This is a genomic window from Sulfurospirillum sp. UCH001 (genome assembly GCF_001548035.1).
Taxonomy (GTDB): domain Bacteria; phylum Campylobacterota; class Campylobacteria; order Campylobacterales; family Sulfurospirillaceae; genus Sulfurospirillum.
In genome coordinates this window covers 1,736,991-1,751,870 of sequence record NZ_AP014723.1, presented here as the reverse complement: position 1 = coordinate 1,751,870, position 14,880 = coordinate 1,736,991, and the positions used below count along the sequence as shown (strand labels likewise).

General features: G+C 34.5%; 24 protein-coding genes. 18 read left to right on the top strand and 6 right to left on the bottom strand.

What is annotated here, in order from left to right; all coding sequences use genetic code 11:
- Positions 1–140: 140 nt before the first annotated feature.
- Positions 141–443 (top strand): hypothetical protein, encoded by a 303-nt coding sequence (locus UCH001_RS08775; RefSeq protein ID WP_067177034.1) that lies wholly within the window; start codon positions 141–143, stop codon positions 441–443.
- On the opposite strand, the gene UCH001_RS08770 is transcribed toward UCH001_RS08775, so the two are convergent.
- Positions 435–680, bottom strand: coding sequence for a hypothetical protein (locus UCH001_RS08770; RefSeq protein WP_067177033.1), 246 nt, complete (start codon positions 678–680; stop codon positions 435–437). The two genes, UCH001_RS08775 and UCH001_RS08770, sit on opposite strands and share 9 nt — an antisense overlap.
- Positions 677–829, bottom strand: a complete 153-nt coding sequence (locus tag UCH001_RS13390) for a hypothetical protein (RefSeq protein ID WP_231963922.1) — start codon at positions 827–829, stop codon at positions 677–679. Before UCH001_RS13390 ends, UCH001_RS08770 begins: the two co-directional genes overlap by 4 nt.
- A gap of 304 nt (positions 830–1,133) precedes the next feature.
- Between UCH001_RS13390 and UCH001_RS13225 the strand changes: the two genes are divergently transcribed.
- Positions 1,134–1,277 carry a hypothetical protein gene (locus tag UCH001_RS13225; RefSeq protein WP_158508955.1) on the top strand — a complete coding sequence of 48 codons (144 nt, stop codon included), beginning with the start codon at positions 1,134–1,136 and terminating at the stop codon, positions 1,275–1,277.
- Positions 1,278–1,345: 68 nt separating this feature from the next.
- Here UCH001_RS13225 and UCH001_RS08765 read toward each other — a convergent pair whose 3' ends face one another.
- From UCH001_RS08765 to UCH001_RS08750, 4 genes are read right to left on the bottom strand one after another with little or no spacing between them, the layout of a single operon-like run.
- Positions 1,346–2,287 (bottom strand): hypothetical protein, encoded by a 942-nt coding sequence (locus UCH001_RS08765; RefSeq protein WP_067177031.1) that lies wholly within the window; start codon positions 2,285–2,287, stop codon positions 1,346–1,348.
- A gap of 22 nt (positions 2,288–2,309) precedes the next feature.
- Positions 2,310–2,807, bottom strand: coding sequence for a thermonuclease family protein (locus UCH001_RS08760; RefSeq protein WP_067177030.1), 498 nt, complete (start codon positions 2,805–2,807; stop codon positions 2,310–2,312).
- The gene (locus UCH001_RS08755) at positions 2,800–3,357 is read right to left on the bottom strand and encodes an SHOCT domain-containing protein (protein ID WP_067177028.1); all 558 of its coding nucleotides are present in this window, start codon (positions 3,355–3,357) and stop codon (positions 2,800–2,802) included. The genes UCH001_RS08760 and UCH001_RS08755 overlap by 8 nt, the downstream gene beginning before the upstream one ends.
- Positions 3,358–4,014 carry a S24 family peptidase gene (locus tag UCH001_RS08750; protein ID WP_067177026.1) on the bottom strand — a complete coding sequence of 219 codons (657 nt, stop codon included), beginning with the start codon at positions 4,012–4,014 and terminating at the stop codon, positions 3,358–3,360.
- Positions 4,015–4,354: 340 nt separating this feature from the next.
- On the opposite strand from UCH001_RS08750, the gene UCH001_RS08740 reads away from it, so the two are divergent.
- The 16 genes from UCH001_RS08740 to UCH001_RS08665 all read left to right on the top strand — a co-directional run bounded on the left by UCH001_RS08740 (position 4,355) and on the right by UCH001_RS08665 (position 14,819).
- Positions 4,355–4,609, top strand: a complete 255-nt coding sequence (locus UCH001_RS08740) for a hypothetical protein (protein WP_067177022.1) — start codon at positions 4,355–4,357, stop codon at positions 4,607–4,609.
- A 203-nt stretch (positions 4,610–4,812) separates the two neighbouring features.
- Positions 4,813–5,067 (top strand): winged helix-turn-helix domain-containing protein, encoded by a 255-nt coding sequence (locus UCH001_RS08735; RefSeq protein ID WP_067177021.1) that lies wholly within the window; start codon positions 4,813–4,815, stop codon positions 5,065–5,067.
- Positions 5,068–5,167: 100 nt separating this feature from the next.
- Entirely contained in the window at positions 5,168–5,959 is a 792-nt protein-coding gene (locus tag UCH001_RS08730) for a hypothetical protein (RefSeq protein WP_067177019.1), read from the top strand.
- On the top strand, positions 5,946–6,293 hold the full coding sequence (locus UCH001_RS08725; RefSeq protein WP_067177017.1) for a hypothetical protein: 348 nt from the start codon (positions 5,946–5,948) through the stop codon (positions 6,291–6,293). The genes UCH001_RS08730 and UCH001_RS08725 overlap by 14 nt, the downstream gene beginning before the upstream one ends.
- Positions 6,283–7,113, top strand: coding sequence for a DnaB-like helicase C-terminal domain-containing protein (locus tag UCH001_RS08720; RefSeq protein ID WP_067177015.1), 831 nt, complete (start codon positions 6,283–6,285; stop codon positions 7,111–7,113). Before UCH001_RS08725 ends, UCH001_RS08720 begins: the two co-directional genes overlap by 11 nt.
- 175 nt (positions 7,114–7,288) lie before the next feature.
- Positions 7,289–7,963, top strand: coding sequence for a DNA methyltransferase (locus UCH001_RS08715; protein WP_067177013.1), 675 nt, complete (start codon positions 7,289–7,291; stop codon positions 7,961–7,963).
- Positions 7,963–8,175, top strand: coding sequence for a hypothetical protein (locus UCH001_RS08710; RefSeq protein ID WP_067177011.1), 213 nt, complete (start codon positions 7,963–7,965; stop codon positions 8,173–8,175). The genes UCH001_RS08715 and UCH001_RS08710 overlap by 1 nt, the downstream gene beginning before the upstream one ends.
- The gene (locus UCH001_RS08705; protein ID WP_067177009.1) at positions 8,172–8,732 is read left to right on the top strand and encodes a recombination protein NinG; all 561 of its coding nucleotides are present in this window, start codon (positions 8,172–8,174) and stop codon (positions 8,730–8,732) included. Before UCH001_RS08710 ends, UCH001_RS08705 begins: the two co-directional genes overlap by 4 nt.
- Entirely contained in the window at positions 8,725–9,060 is a 336-nt protein-coding gene (locus UCH001_RS08700) for a dATP/dGTP diphosphohydrolase domain-containing protein (protein ID WP_067177007.1), read from the top strand. The genes UCH001_RS08705 and UCH001_RS08700 overlap by 8 nt, the downstream gene beginning before the upstream one ends.
- Entirely contained in the window at positions 9,057–9,839 is a 783-nt protein-coding gene (locus tag UCH001_RS08695) for a metallophosphoesterase (RefSeq protein WP_067177005.1), read from the top strand. The genes UCH001_RS08700 and UCH001_RS08695 overlap by 4 nt, the downstream gene beginning before the upstream one ends.
- A complete protein-coding gene (locus UCH001_RS08690; RefSeq protein WP_067177004.1) occupies positions 9,836–10,300 on the top strand; it encodes a hypothetical protein in 465 nt (154 codons plus the stop codon). The genes UCH001_RS08695 and UCH001_RS08690 overlap by 4 nt, the downstream gene beginning before the upstream one ends.
- Complete coding sequence (locus tag UCH001_RS08685; protein ID WP_067177002.1) at positions 10,300–10,854, top strand: terminase small subunit; 555 nt, start codon at positions 10,300–10,302, stop codon at positions 10,852–10,854. Before UCH001_RS08690 ends, UCH001_RS08685 begins: the two co-directional genes overlap by 1 nt.
- On the top strand, positions 10,847–12,076 hold the full coding sequence (locus tag UCH001_RS08680; RefSeq protein ID WP_067177000.1) for a terminase large subunit domain-containing protein: 1,230 nt from the start codon (positions 10,847–10,849) through the stop codon (positions 12,074–12,076). The genes UCH001_RS08685 and UCH001_RS08680 overlap by 8 nt, the downstream gene beginning before the upstream one ends.
- A 57-nt stretch (positions 12,077–12,133) precedes the next feature.
- Positions 12,134–13,471, top strand: a complete 1,338-nt coding sequence (locus UCH001_RS08675) for a DUF4055 domain-containing protein (RefSeq protein ID WP_067176997.1) — start codon at positions 12,134–12,136, stop codon at positions 13,469–13,471.
- The gene (locus UCH001_RS08670) at positions 13,468–13,824 is read left to right on the top strand and encodes a hypothetical protein (RefSeq protein WP_067176996.1); all 357 of its coding nucleotides are present in this window, start codon (positions 13,468–13,470) and stop codon (positions 13,822–13,824) included. Before UCH001_RS08675 ends, UCH001_RS08670 begins: the two co-directional genes overlap by 4 nt.
- Complete coding sequence (locus UCH001_RS08665) at positions 13,821–14,819, top strand: hypothetical protein (protein ID WP_067176994.1); 999 nt, start codon at positions 13,821–13,823, stop codon at positions 14,817–14,819. The genes UCH001_RS08670 and UCH001_RS08665 overlap by 4 nt, the downstream gene beginning before the upstream one ends.
- The last annotated feature ends 61 nt before the right edge of the window (positions 14,820–14,880 follow it).

The window sequence follows — 14,880 nt, the reverse complement described above, 5'->3', positions numbered from 1 at the left end:
ACCGTCACCCCGTTATGCCTAGTGACCGATGATCAGTGTCTGCGCTGTATTCATAGTGTGTTTTATTGAGTTTTCACTCTAGAAGCTCCTCGTGGTATAATGGTTTTGCCTATACAAAATACACACAAGGAGTTTTTAGAATGAATGCTTTGTTGATTACGTATGATTTGAATAAAGGTGGTGCTGTTGGTAAAGATAAAGGGCAAAACTACTCTGGTTTATACGACCGTATACGTGGATTAAGTGATGGTTCTACTTGGCATTGTGCAGATTCTACTTGGATAATAAAATCTAAATATAATACACAACAAGCAAGAGACCATCTTCAAACAGCTATTGATAGCAATGATGTAATTTTAGTAGTAGACATAACTAATAAATCTTATCATTGGCAAGGTTTTAAAGGTGATTGTGCTACTTGGCTAGGAAAGCATTTAGGATGAACTAACCTCATGCTCTCTGAATGCCAACTCTAAATTAGACACTAACCCATAAACCTCCGTATCCTCTTTTAATGTAAAGGGGATACCATTTATTTTAATAGTCGTTCCTTTTGGGATGATCAATATTTTTACTTCGTCGTTGTGAAATAAATTTTCTTTAACACTTTCTAGCTCGTCACCTCTTAGATAACCAGATTCTACTGCTTGATCTACTTGTGCCTTTACGCCATCTCTCATCTTTTCTCCTTAATTGTAAAATCTGACTTATTAGGTAATATAAAAGTAAATTCTATAAGTCGTTGCATCCTAAGCATTTGTTTTAGATTATGGTGCAATAAAATATAAATGTCTCTTTTTTTTATCTTACTTTTGATACGTCTTTTCATCGTCTCTCCTTTTAAACTTTATAAAGCCTACGGTCGGACTAAATAGGCTTTATAAATCGCTTATCATCTACAACCCCACATAAGCGAAGTGGGCATGTATGGCGCAGACCCTTTTCAATCTGCTTTCACTCATTTGGCGCATTTTATTTTTAAGTCCTATCGCTTCCAAGTGGTTGGACTAGCTTTTTTGTTTCGCTGATTAGAATGTTACAGTAACTGTAATTAAATAAAACTTAAAAAAGATACAGTTACTGTAATTTTCCAAAATAAAAGTGTATAATGTCAAAAAGGAATAGGAGTTAGTATGGAAGATATTATAATTTTGTTTTTTATGTTGATGTTTGCAATATTATTGTTTTTATTTGAAATAGCATTTTATATATATGAAAAAATAAGAGCCGGTATTTTATCTCTTAGAAGATTGTGGGTGGAGATGAGAAATAGATAATGTGGTATACTTACTACACTGACATGAATAAATAGCATAAAGAAGATAGAGCGCAAAAGCGCTCTATCTTATTCTACAATACTAAGTAAATATGCCCTTAAAACTTTGCCTTTTTGGTCTTTAAAGAATTTAACACTAACATTAATCTGTTCATTATTATCTGCTTTACCAGCCAGCTTTATTCTATCAGGAACTGAAAGAAAATCTCTACTAAATAACTGAGAATTTCCTACAATTTTAACCATTTTTTGGTCATCCCCATAATTTATAGCAGCAACTTTTATTGTAATTGTTTCTATTGTTTCAATTTCTTGTACAGGAGGTTCTTGTATTGTAGAATCATAATTCGTAATTTCATTTTTAGTAACCTGTGCTGTTCTTCCACTATCTCGCTGATATGATAAATTTTCATCTACATTTAATTTCTTTAAAGTTTTTTCTTTAGGCTCATTAACAGCTTTTTCAAGTTTTGCATTTGACCTTACTTTATCTACTGCTTCTATGATTTGTATAACATTTTCAGTTTGAGCTTTAGATCTTGCTATTTCTTGATTATCTCTCATATGCTGAGATATTAAATTGTACGAAGCTACTCCAAATACGCCTAATACAATTGTTGATAAAACGAATACTTGCATTTTTGGTGTCATACTTTTTATATGCTCCATCAATCTATTTATTTCTTTTAATTTTGCTTCTAAACAACCAGCTTCCAATTTGAATTGTAACAAAATTTCTTCATCAAGATCGGTTACACCGTAATCTTTTTTCAATTGTTTTACAATTTTTTTATAAGCATCTTGGTGAGCTATAATCATATTGGCGATAACAGCATCTACATAAGGAGCTTCATAGTTTGTAAAGCGTCCACCATCTAGTTTTATAGCAACTGTTATTGTTTCTGCTATATCACCAATAGCAACATTTTCACCTTTTGTAAGTTTATCAAAATAAAGCTCAATATCTTGAAAATTATTTATATTAATCAATTCCACATTAGACTCTGGCACAAAGACTCCTTTTTTAAAATTTTTACCTACACAACCTATTCATAACCTCAAAATCAACGCTCCATAACCCTTTTTTTGACTCTTTAGCTTCTTGGAGTACATTATCAAGCTCTTTAGGGTATTTCTCCTTTTTATAGATGCAGGAGTAACCATCTTTGATGATCTGAGTTGAATAGTCAACACTATTTTTGCTTACTGTTCCAAGCATACGGCCGTATTGATCTTTTTTATCCGATATGACGTTTACTTTATCGCCTTTTTGGAAGAACTTCGCAGCGTAACCGCTTGATAGCTTTCCTAGCTCTTGTTCTTTTTCGGCTGATATTCCTGCTTTCTTTGCATCTTTTTCTAGTTTAGATCCACCGTACTTTTCAGGTGTATCGATGTAGAGAATACGGATTTTTTCTTCTTTTCCGTTCATTTTAACGTGGATAGTATCGCCATCCACTATCTTTGTTACGATTGCTTCGGTGGCAAAAGATAGCGTGGATATGAGCGAGAGTATGGCTAGTTTATGCATTAAGTAATTTTGCCTTTTGTGCTTCAAATTCTTCTTTTGTTAAAACGCCTTTATCTAAAAGTTCTCCAAGCTTTACTAGATCATCGATATTTAATTTTTCAGAATTGTTTGTTACTGGTTTAATATCTCTAAATTTTGGTAAATTGTACAATTCAAGGACAACACTATTATTTATTTTTTTTAGAATGAAGTAATTTTTACCATTTGTGTACATTTTTTCAATATCTGTGTTATGCTCGTATTCTTCTAAATCATATTTACTATAAAAATTTATAACTTTTCTTAAAATAGTGTTAATGTCAGATTCAAACTCCATTCTGTATCTTTCATATACTATGTCATCATCCTCATCATTTCTTGCAATATCATATGACTTAGAATTCTTTACTATGTTTTCTTTATTTTCACCAAGTATAAAAAGTAAAACAAAACCAAATAGAGGTGTTAAAAAAAGAGATAAAATAAAATAACCAAAACCATTACGATTTAATTTGTTTGCATACATTCCACATAAAACAGAAAAAAGTACCAAAAATAATAAAACTTCCATTTACGCTCTCCCTATAAGTTTTAATCTTGCCAATCTATTATTTGTCTTTCTTTTATTTACGGATATTACCTTAGCCATTTTTATCTCTACTGAATCGTCATCTAATCTAACAGTTCTAGTTTTAAACGTATCACTAGGGTTATAAGGTACAAATTGAACTATATATGCATCTTCATCTTTAAAATACACCTTTAAAGCGCTTTCATTTCCTATTGTGTAATGAACCATATCACCATTAATAATTTCTGCCTGCGGATCACATATTACTTCGTCACCATCATCAATCTCTGGAGACATACTATCTCCATTTGCAATTACACAATAGTATCTTTCGTTATAGTCATCTCCATTAAATAATGCAAATCTATTACATTGAAAATGGTTTAAATCTAAACCACCACATGATGCAGTTCCAATAACTTTAACAGTTCTAACAGGCTTTGTCGTAATTTCATCATCTAAAAAATATGTGGGTTCTACACCAAAAAAATCAGCCGTTTTTTTGAAATACTTTGAAGGTAAAAATGTATCATTATACTGTTCTTCTGCATAGCGAGTAATATAGTTTGGACTTACCTCTAAATACTCAGCCAGTTTAGCCTTTCCACCTCTGCCGTATCCATCAAGTAAGAATCTAAGCTTTTCTTTTAATGTCATTTTTTATCCTTTAAAGTTACAGAAATTGTAACAAATGTAAAAGTACAGTTACTGAAATATATTTAAGAAACTTTTTATTACAGTTACTGTAATATTCACGCATGGAAACACAAACTATTACAGAAAACTATTTAAAAGTTCTAAAACATAGGGTTCATAAGGCTAAAACTCCAAAAATTGAACACTTGAAAAAATTAGCAACGCTAGTTCCAAATCAAGTTTCAAAGTCTGAATTTAAGTCTTACGTCAAAAAGGCTAAGAAGTCATATGATGATCTTCTTTTATGCATTAATCATACACCATCAAAAAAGTGTGGTCAATAGTTATGAGGAGTTACTAAGTGTGCACTAATACACTATTTGGTGCTAGTGAAGAAGACCAAGATAAAAAGTTAAACAGGATAACTATTTCGCTTAATTCTGATGATTTTGAATTAATTGAAAAGATAGCTTTTGAGAAGAATATAACACGATCTGAGGTTGTGTGTAGGCTTATAAGACCTACGTTATCAAGAATCGCAGAGCAAGAAGAACTTATTACAATAAACCCTAAATTAGTAGCATTTGACCTAATAACTTCCACAGAGCGCAATTAATTTGCGTTCGATGGAGCTTAATAGCTCACGTCAAAATCCTTTAGTGTAAAAGCCACCCAGAGTCCGACCAAGAACAGGGTGGCTACAACGTCAGCGTTGCCCTGAAAGTTTAACTTTGATGGGCTTATAGAATGTTTACAAGGGGCGGTCTGGTGGAACTTCCGCACCCTCTTTGTAAGCATAAGTTCCAAAAAAGGTTAACTATGCGAGATACTTCACTTATAGCTTACTGCAACACATACGCAAGCGGTAGCGCACAACACAAACGATTTAAAGTTTACAACTACATCGTAGATCATCCAAACTGTACACGTCAAGATATAGCAGACAATACAGATATTCCTATCAACGTAGTCACTCCAAGAGTTAAAGAGCTTATAGACTCAAAAATGATCTTAGAGAGTGGAAAAGTTGGAAACCACTATAAGCTAGTTGCTCATATGGCGGTAGTGGCATGAAAGTAAATATTATTTTTGCGATCATAAAATTTATTAATGCCATACCTTTATCAAATAATGCAAAATTTAAAGCGATTGTATGGCTTAGAAAGGTGGCAAAATGACACCTTATGACTTCGTGCAGAGTGATAAAAATATACTCATTTACCGACCAGAGTTTAACAAAATAACTGGAAGCGTTACAGCTACTATTTTGCTTCAACAGATCATTTACAGATTACAAGATAATGATAGTTTTTTCAAGTTTAAAGAGCCTTGCAGCCACGAATTATACCAAGAGGGGTATAGTTGGTGCGAGGAACTAGGATTTACTCGTAGAGAGTTTGATTATGCACTATCTGCGCTTAAAAATTTAGGCATCGTTAAAACAAAAATGACTATGTCAAGATTGACTTATTACAGCATTGATAGAGAACTTTTCAATGAGTTATTTTCTGTACTTTACGTAAATACGAAAAGCGACTTTACGTATAGAGCAAATGCGCCTTTAGATATAAGTAAAAATCTTTTGACAGAGAATACTAAAAAAAGAGTATCTAAAGATACTCCAAAAAAAGACCTTGTAAACTCAAAAAAATCTGAGTTTATCCCTCCTAAAAGAGAAGAAATTACAAACTACGTTTTAGAGAATAAACTTTGTGTTGACATTGAGAAGTTTATTAAATACTACACCGCTTCAAACTGGAAAGACAACAAGGGTAAGCAGGTTAAAAACTGGAAACTAAAACTCATTACGTGGGATACAGGCAAAGGAAATAAACAGCAAGCACAACAAGACCTATCAACAATTCCGTTAGACCAAATCAAAGACTTAGACGAACGAATGGCAGAAGCAGAGCGCAGACGTCAAGCGAACATAGACAAGTGGGAGAAAGAAAATGGAATTTTTTAACGGTAGCGTTCAAGCAAACATAGAGGATGCGATCATAAACACATTCTTTGAAGCTGAACTCATGGGCGTAAAACATGAACAGCTCTTTAAACTTGATGAACGTAATTTTCAAAGCCACTTCAAAAAAAGAATTGTTGAAAGAATTAACGAGAGATTGTCAGATAACGGAAGTATCTCATTGTTGGCTTATGAAATTGCAGAGAAGTGCAAAGGTAGCCATGAGCAAGAAATGCTAATGATAACTGCTCAAAGCGCATTACCGATTGAAATAGCAAGAGATTATCACTCATACTTAGCAAAAAAACGTATTGAAAGGTCGCTAAATGTCGCTTAGGGATAAAGTAAAAGCTCAAATAGCAGAACTACAAGCAACACTAACAGAGCTTGATACGCTAGAGGGTAAAACATACGAAATTGAGAGTGCAGGAAATTTACGCGCAAGAGTTAAAAGCAAACCAAAGACACCAAAGTATGCAACTGGTATCACTTGGCTAGATGAAAAGCTAAACGGTGGCTTTCAAGAGGGTAGTTTCATCAATATAGCTGGAGAGAGCTTTAGCGGTAAGTCAACAATGGTGTTGAATATTTTGGCAAACATTGCGGAGTATAACAAATGTCTTTTCTTTAGCTTTGAAATGTACGAAAATCTTTTATCTCACAAGATAGAAAACCTCAATCAATACCAGGATAAAAATTTACTTATTGAGCAATACAGAAATGATCTTGATGATGTTGTAGGTCTTATAAAACTTTACGCTTCAAAAGGCGTTAAATTTGTAGCTATTGACTCAAAAATGAAGATAAAAGTATCAGGAAATGGAGAGGACCACCAAAAAGCTTCTTTAATTTCTTCAACACTTGCAAAGTTATGCCAAGAAACTGGTGTGATTATCATGCTTATTAACCAAATTAGCGAGGCTGATCTAAGAAACGGAAGATTTGCGCTTAAAGGTAGTGGGGATCAAGTTTACGATAGCGATTTTATTTTCTTCCTAACTGTGAAAGAAGATGAAAAAACTGGAATAACAAAGCGTACGTTTATGTGTACAAAAGATAGATACAACGGCAAAAAGTGGAAGTATGAAATGCAGGAAAACTCATTTATATCTAAAAGTATTCCATGCGAAGAAAAAATCTATGTTCCGAGTATCTAATGGCTAAGCAAAAAGAACAACCAATAGCACTACGTTATCACTATTTCTGCCACAACTGTAAAGAAAAATTTGACAGTTCAGAAATATTACATGAGTGTAAATGTGGGTGTGCATGGTTAACGGTAAGCGATAGGGATACATTGAAAAGTGGATATTTTGTGGAAGGTGTTAGAAGATGAGTATGCCATTTGAATTAAACAAAATTTACAACTGCGATTGTTTGGAGTTTATGAAACAAGTACCTGATAAATATTTTGACTTGGTGCTTACTGACCCACCTTATGGGATAAATGCCGCATCCAAAGGGAGTGTAGGAGGTGGCAGTTTTAGGGGTAAGGCTAAAGACTTTGGGGCAAAAGATTGGGATTCTAAAATACCTAGCAAGGATATTTTCGAGCAGTTATTTAGAATTAGCAAAGACCAAATTATTTTTGGAGGTAACTATTTTATCGAATATTTAAAAAACACACGATGTATGCTTACTTGGTACAAACACGAAAATTTACCAGAAAGGACTTTTGCAAATTGCGAACATGCTTGGACAAGCTTTGATAAAAATTCAAAGGTTTACAGTTTTCAATGGGACGGCTTTATTCAGCAAGATATGGCAAACAAAGAAACTCGTTATCATCCTACACAAAAACCAGTCGAACTTTTTAAACTAATACTTAGATATTACGCAAAAGAGGGATTTAAAATATATGACCCATTTTTAGGAAGTGGAACAACCGCTTTGGCTTGTGAATGTCTTACGCATCTAAAACTTCAATGGGTTTGCACAGAATTAGAACCTGACTATGTAGCCATAGCAAACAAACGATTAGAACAAGTACAAGGAAGTTTATTTTAATGCAAACTAAAACACATTCACTTATGGAAAGCCTTAGCAACGTAATTATTGGTTACGTTGTGGCTTTTTTAAGTCAAATAATTATTTTTCCAATGTTTGATATTTATGTGGCATTGATTGATAATTTGATGATTGGCTTATGGTTTACCGTGATTAGTATTTTGAGGTCTTATGTAGTTAGAAGATATTTTAATAAAAAGGAATCTGAATGACTAAACCACCAAGACTAAAAACCTGCAAGCATTGTAAAAACAGCTTTATTCCAACACGACCAATGCAAACAACGTGCGGTTATTTATGCGCCTTAGAACACGCCAAAGAGAAAGCAAAAACGCAGCAAGGAAAAGACAAGCGCAAAGCCATCAAACAATTCAAAGATAGCGACCTAGCTACACTTAAGAGATTAGCCGAAACCGTAGTAAACAAATACATCAGAGAGCGAGATGGCAAGGTATGTATCTCATGCGGATACAAAGGTAATTCAAGACAATTTCATGCAGGTCACTATCTACCAAAGGGTAATAACTCATTCCTACGATACAACAAGGATAACATACACGCTCAATGCTCTATCTGCAACAACCACTTATCAGGTAACTTGGCAATGTACCGTATCAATTTAATTAAAAAAATAGGCGCCGAAAAAGTAGAGTGGTTAGAGAGTCAAAGAGGTGTCACAAAGAAGTGGACAATAGAAGAATTGAAAGAAATCATAAAAACGCACAAAATTAAAGCAAAAGACATTGAGTCAAAGGAAATGTATGTCTAACAATAATTCTTCGAAAAATGAGCCATTAAATAGCGCAAATGGTACTGGAATGAAATACGACAACGGAAAATTATTAATGACTTTAGTTTCTCCTCAATTTGTGGATGGAGTAGCAGAGGTTTTGACATTTGGTGCAGAAAAATACGAGCCTAACTCATGGCAATCAGTACCAGATGCTAAAAGAAGATATGAAGATGCACTATACAGACATTGGAACGCATACCTTAAAGGAGAAAAAACAGATAAAGAGAGTGGATTAAGCCATTTAAAACACTTGGCTTGTAATGCAATGTTTTTACTACATTTTGAGCAAAAAGGAAATAATTGAAGTACATCAAACAAAATCTTAACCATTGTAATTTTGATGAAATTGAGATAGTGGCGCTAGGAGATTTACACATAGGTGACAATGCGTGTGATGTTAAACTTTTAAAAAGTTACATCGATTACATTAACTCAAAAGAGAATGTTTATGTTATCGGAATAGGTGATTATCTAAACAATGCTCTAAAACTCAGTAAAACAGACGTGTATAACGCTGTTGCACCTCAAAAAGAACTCGAAATGGCTGTTGAAATACTTTCAAAAATACCAACGTCAAGATGGTTGGCAATGACAACTGGTAATCATGAGGTAAGAACAGCAAAAGAAGCAGGAATAGACATCAATGAGTTTTTAGCTTATAGACTAGGTATTGAAGATATTTACCACAAAGGTATGTGTATCATCGATTTAAAGTTTGATAGCTTCACATATTGGATTATGATACATCATGGAGCAGGCGGAGGAGCTACAAAAGGCGGAGCAATGAACAAGATGCAACGACTCAGCGATATTATTCCAAATGCTGATCTTGTATTAATGGGGCACACTCATCAAAGTATGTTAGCATGGGATAGTTGCTACTTCATTGATAAAAAACACTACAAAATGAAAAAACACAATCAACTTTTAGTCAATACTGGATCAATGCTTGGGTACAGAGATGGATACGCAGAAGGAATGATGTTAAAACCATCACGAAAAGGAAATGCAATCGTAACGCTAGAAAGCCCAAAGAACAAAAAAGCAAACTTTAAAGCCATGAAAGCAAGGTGGAATGTATGAGTGAAAAAATAGATGGTTTATACAATAAGTGCATAGCAAAAATAGACGATGATATTGAAACTGCAGAAGTTTATCTCATTGGTTGTGTAACTCTACTAAGAAGAAGATACCAAGGTAGGGCAGACCGTGATAGAGTAAGAGAAGATTTTACTATAACTCGAGGTCTTGACAAGTATGAAAGAGAACTAAACACCATATCTAAGCTATCAGACGATGCACTAGCTTCACTTATTGCTTCATCAATCGATCTCACAGATGACCTAAGACACGTTAACGATCTGTTCAGAAAGATTAAAGATGCGACCATGGACGAAAGAGAGGCTATAAAGCAAGCAGCACAAGCTCGCAAAGCCTCAAACCTATTCCAAAGAATAGCTAACATACTAAGACCAAAGAAGAAGAAAGAGAAAAAGAAAAACAAGAGCATTATTGGTAAAAACTTGTTTGATTGGATGGAGTGATGGCTTTAACTGCAAAGCAAGAGAGATTTTGCAACGAGTATCTTATTGACTTAAATGGAAAACAAGCAGCAATAAGAGCTGGGTTTAGTGCAAAAACAGCTGTGGAGCAAGCAAGCAGATTGTTAAGCAATGTTAAGGTTTCAGAAAGAATTCAAGAATTACAGCAAAAAAGACAAAAAAGAACAGATATTACAGCCGATAAAGTCATTATTGAACTTGCAAAGATAGCATTTTTTGATATTAGAAAGATATTTGATGATAACGGAAACCTAAGAAGCCCACATGATTTAGAAGATGAAGTAGCGTGTGCGATAGCTTCCATTAAGACACGTATTGAAAAGAGTGGGCCAGATAAAGAAGATTGGGCAGAGATTAAAGAATACAGAGCAAACGACAAGCTTAGAGCTTTGGAAATGCTCGCGCGACATTTTGGAATATTCGCAAAAGAAAATGATGATCCATCAGACAATAATACAAAAACAAAATACGTTGGCTTTGTTTCAATGAGTGAAGAAAAGAAAAAACAGATTTTAAAAGAGAATGGGCGTGATTGAATTATTGCCCCATCAAGAAGAATTCCTTTTAGATGATACTACTCGCCACTTACTACTTTTAGCAGGGTATGGAGCAGGAAAAACTTTTTCTTTTGTATGTAAAGCCTACGATTTAGCCTCAAAGAACGTAGGGCATACAGGCATATTACTAGAGCCTACCGCTCCACTATTGCACGACATTCTTATCCCTGATATGACATCGTTTTTAGAAGATAACGACATAGAACATACGCTTGTTAAATCTCCACAACCGAATCTTAGAATACGTTTTGAAAATGGCGAAACAAAAATACTCATGCGCTCTTTGGAAAACTGGCAAAGACTAATCGGTGTTAATGCTGCGTTCATTGGAACAGATGAAATGGATACAGTCAAAAAAGAAATAGTGTTAATGGCATATAAAAAGCTCCAAGGTCGTTTGCGTAAAGGTAATGTACGCCAAATGTTTAACACGACAACCCCCGAAGGTTTTGCAGGAGCTTATGAGTTATTTGAAAAAATGCAAATGGGTAGGATTATTCGTGCAAAAACTTTAGATAATCCGTTTTTGCCACAAGACTTTATCCAAGATTTACAAAACAGCTATCCTCCTAATCTTCTTGAAGCGTATATGGAAGGAAGATTTGTAAATCTAACAAGTGGCACAGTTTATAGCTATTTTGATAGACACAAACATCACAGCAATGAAGAAGCCAAAGAGAACGATACGTTACTTATAGGTCAAGACTTTAACGTTGGTGGGTGTGTATCTACAATTCACGTTATAAGAGGCAATGTAGTCATAAGAGTGGACGAAATAGAGAGTAAAGACACGTTCACAATACCAACGAATATCCGCAAAATATATCCAACGAATAAAGTAGTAATGTTCCCAGATGCAAGCGGAAATAGTGGACATTCAAATGCTACCAAGTCAGATATTCAAATACTACGTGATGCAGGGTTTATAATTGAAGCACCACAAGCAAATGGACGTATTATTGATAGAGTTAATTCAGTCAATGGTCTTTTGTCTCACGGACGTTATCTTATCAACACCAATAAATGCCCTAAAGGTACAGAAGCTTTAGAACAGCAAGTATTCGACAAGAATGGAGAGCCTGAGAAGTTTTCAGGAGCAGGGACGATTGACGATTATAACGATAGTATGGGTTATTTCATCGTAAGGCGCTTCCCTCTTACTAAAAATACTTTCACACCAACATCATTTATTATGAGATAACCACAAAATAGATACATCGTTTGACTATACTCCACTTAATATCAAACAGGGGGAATTATGTCAAATTCACCAAAATTCACGGACTCTTTGCATAGTAATAACGCTAAAAATTTAGCAATAATGAACTCTTTTAGAAATAATGATGTCAAAGATCATTTAATAAAGTGGGAAAGAGAGACAGAAGATAGCTATAAATCACGTCAACTCAATTCAGTCCTTTACAATGTCGTTGAAAAGACGATCAATACAGCTAAAGGTATGCTATTTCGTAAGCCTTTGAACTGGTCAGATGATCTAAACAGTCTATTTGTTAAAATCGCTTCTGAGGACGTTGATAGAAACAGCACATCATTAAGTGAATTTGCAAAAGAAGCAACGGTTAACTCTCTTTGGGATGGTATTAGCTTTATTATCGTTGACTTTCCAAAGATCGAAAACGGAGAAGCTATTGTAAGCTTTCAACAACAATTAGACTCAAAACTAACTCCTTACTTTTCACACGTAAAATATTCACAAATACTCAATCGAAGAATGAGCGGAGAAAAACTTACACAAATAACTATCGATGAAAACATTGTTGAAGAAGATGGAGAGTTTGGAGAAAAAACAGTAAATCAACAACGAGTTTTATTCATTGGTGGCGGTAAAATATACCGAGAAAATGAAGTTTGTTATGAATGGAATAATAACTTAGATTATATCCCTATCATTCCAGTTTACAGCAATAAGACAGGATTTTTACAAGGAACACCAAAGTTCTTACCACTTGCAAAACTAAATTTAAAGCACTATAACTTTTTATCACAGCTCGATAAATCTCTTTTTGTTGCTGCAAACCCAATTCCAGTAATTTACGGTATGCCAAACAAAGAAGAAGGTGGACAAGTAGTTATAGGTGTTGATACGGCTATCACATTTACGGATAAAGAAAATAGCGGTTTTGAGTGGGTAGAGTTTGCAGGAACTTCTATCGACAAGCTCCAAGAGGAGATTAAGAACATTGAAACTCGTATGACTTCAATCGGTTTATCTTTCTTAACTTCTGATAACAAAGATCGTACAGCAACAGAAGCAGCAATAGTATCATCTTCTGAAACGTCAGACTTATCTTCTATTGCGACATCAATTCAATGGGCTATTAATCAAGCTTATAGAATTTGGTGTCAGATGATGAACCAAGAAGCAAAAGGGGAGATCACAAGTAACCGTGACTTTGTTGGAGCATTGAGTGCAGAACAAGCAAAAGTGTATCTACAAATGCAAAAAGACAATCAGATTACATTAGATCAGTTATGGACCGAGTTAGAGCGCAGAGAGTTTATCCAAGAGTTTGATAGAGAAAATGCAAAGGCTGAAATAGAAGCTAGAAATCAAAGCATGGCAGGTATTGTATGACTAAAAAAGAAATTATCAAACTAAGGAAAGATACTCATTTTTACATTGATATGTTTGGTAAAAATGTTCATTTTTGCCAGGACAAAGAGAGCTATAAAGAACTACTATTATCTTTCGGATGGGAAATAGACTTAGAAAATTACCAAGGGTTAATGTGGAAAGATGAAAGAGACAATAGGTGTTTTATTGGTGTATTTGAAAATGACAAATCTATTTTAGTTCATGAGAGTGTTCATTGTGCCCTTAGAATTATGGAAGCAGTAAACCAAGATTTAAACTATAAAGATGAATGTTTGCCATATCTTACAGAGCTTATTTATATGAAATGTATTGAAAAATGGAAAGATAAATGACCGACATTGCCGTAAAGCTTCAAATGCTAGAGGAGCGTTTCCAATCCTCAGCAGAGAAAGCTTATATCTCCTCGTTAGACAACGCTCTAACGATCATTTTAGGAAAGTTAGCCAAGATTGATAGCGTAGATGAAGCAAGGAGATTAAATGCTCTTAAATCACTCATAGAGAAAGAAATAGGCGGAATTTATGAAGATATTAAGCCATACATTAAAGACGATATGGAAGGCTTTGCACAGTTCGACTATAAAACACAATTCAATTACATCAATGATACCGCCAAGTTAGGTTATACGTTCGCTGCTATTCCAAAAGATACCATTAAGAAAATATTGAGTTTCGATGATGTTATGGTGCTTAATGGCAAAGGATACACGCTTAACGAGCTGTTCAACAACGCAGGACACGCACAAGTTGAGAAGTATAAACAGATAATAAGCGGTGGTTTAGCTGCCAACGATGGTTATACCAATATTGCCAAGAGCTTGAAAGAAGCTGGCGCAGAAGCTACGTTAAATATGCGTACTTTAGTACAAACGGCAGTAGGAGAGGCGAGAGATAGGGCTAACATTTACACGTATGACAATGTGTTCGCTGATGTCATTATTGGATGGAAAAGTGTCGCAGTTCTTGATAGTAGAACATCGCTACAATGTGCAGCGCTTGATGGAGTAAAATACATGAAGCCTAAATACTCTTATTCTACGATACCAAATAGACCAAAAAGACATTTCCATTGTAGAAGCATACTAAAGCCATTAACAACATTTGACACCGTAACAGAACGACCTGAAAACGGAGACGAAACAGGGCAAGTAAAAAGTAATGTGAAGTTCCAAGATTGGTTTTCTACTCAGTCCGCACAATTCCAAAATGAATATCTTGGCGATGCACGCTATAAGCTATACAAAGAAGAACGCCTCAGCATAAAAAGCTTTGTCGATGTTAAAGATGGTAGAAGATTTACGATCAAAGAACTAAACGAAAAGTTTTAACCTCCACATAACCGCAAACCACTTAATACACTTTTGTAATCTTCTCCTAAATCGTGGATAC

Coding starts and splice junctions, on each gene's coding strand:
- UCH001_RS08760 (WP_067177030.1), bottom strand. CDS start 2,807: ATGCATAAACTAGCCATACTCTCGCTCATATCCACGCTATCTTTTGCC.
- UCH001_RS08770 (WP_067177033.1), bottom strand. CDS start 680: ATGAGAGATGGCGTAAAGGCACAAGTAGATCAAGCAGTAGAATCTGGT.
- UCH001_RS08665 (WP_067176994.1), top strand. CDS start 13,821: ATGACCGACATTGCCGTAAAGCTTCAAATGCTAGAGGAGCGTTTCCAA.
- UCH001_RS08750 (WP_067177026.1), bottom strand. CDS start 4,014: ATGACATTAAAAGAAAAGCTTAGATTCTTACTTGATGGATACGGCAGA.
- UCH001_RS08735 (WP_067177021.1), top strand. CDS start 4,813: ATGCGAGATACTTCACTTATAGCTTACTGCAACACATACGCAAGCGGT.
- UCH001_RS08725 (WP_067177017.1), top strand. CDS start 5,946: ATGGAATTTTTTAACGGTAGCGTTCAAGCAAACATAGAGGATGCGATC.
- UCH001_RS08675 (WP_067176997.1), top strand. CDS start 12,134: ATGTCAAATTCACCAAAATTCACGGACTCTTTGCATAGTAATAACGCT.
- UCH001_RS08720 (WP_067177015.1), top strand. CDS start 6,283: ATGTCGCTTAGGGATAAAGTAAAAGCTCAAATAGCAGAACTACAAGCA.
- UCH001_RS08670 (WP_067176996.1), top strand. CDS start 13,468: ATGACTAAAAAAGAAATTATCAAACTAAGGAAAGATACTCATTTTTAC.
- UCH001_RS13390 (WP_231963922.1), bottom strand. CDS start 829: ATGAAAAGACGTATCAAAAGTAAGATAAAAAAAAGAGACATTTATATT.
- UCH001_RS08710 (WP_067177011.1), top strand. CDS start 7,963: ATGCAAACTAAAACACATTCACTTATGGAAAGCCTTAGCAACGTAATT.
- UCH001_RS08690 (WP_067177004.1), top strand. CDS start 9,836: ATGAGTGAAAAAATAGATGGTTTATACAATAAGTGCATAGCAAAAATA.
- UCH001_RS08715 (WP_067177013.1), top strand. CDS start 7,289: ATGAGTATGCCATTTGAATTAAACAAAATTTACAACTGCGATTGTTTG.
- UCH001_RS08755 (WP_067177028.1), bottom strand. CDS start 3,357: ATGGAAGTTTTATTATTTTTGGTACTTTTTTCTGTTTTATGTGGAATG.
- UCH001_RS08705 (WP_067177009.1), top strand. CDS start 8,172: ATGACTAAACCACCAAGACTAAAAACCTGCAAGCATTGTAAAAACAGC.
- UCH001_RS13225 (WP_158508955.1), top strand. CDS start 1,134: ATGGAAGATATTATAATTTTGTTTTTTATGTTGATGTTTGCAATATTA.
- UCH001_RS08775 (WP_067177034.1), top strand. CDS start 141: ATGAATGCTTTGTTGATTACGTATGATTTGAATAAAGGTGGTGCTGTT.
- UCH001_RS08730 (WP_067177019.1), top strand. CDS start 5,168: ATGACACCTTATGACTTCGTGCAGAGTGATAAAAATATACTCATTTAC.
- UCH001_RS08700 (WP_067177007.1), top strand. CDS start 8,725: ATGTCTAACAATAATTCTTCGAAAAATGAGCCATTAAATAGCGCAAAT.
- UCH001_RS08685 (WP_067177002.1), top strand. CDS start 10,300: ATGGCTTTAACTGCAAAGCAAGAGAGATTTTGCAACGAGTATCTTATT.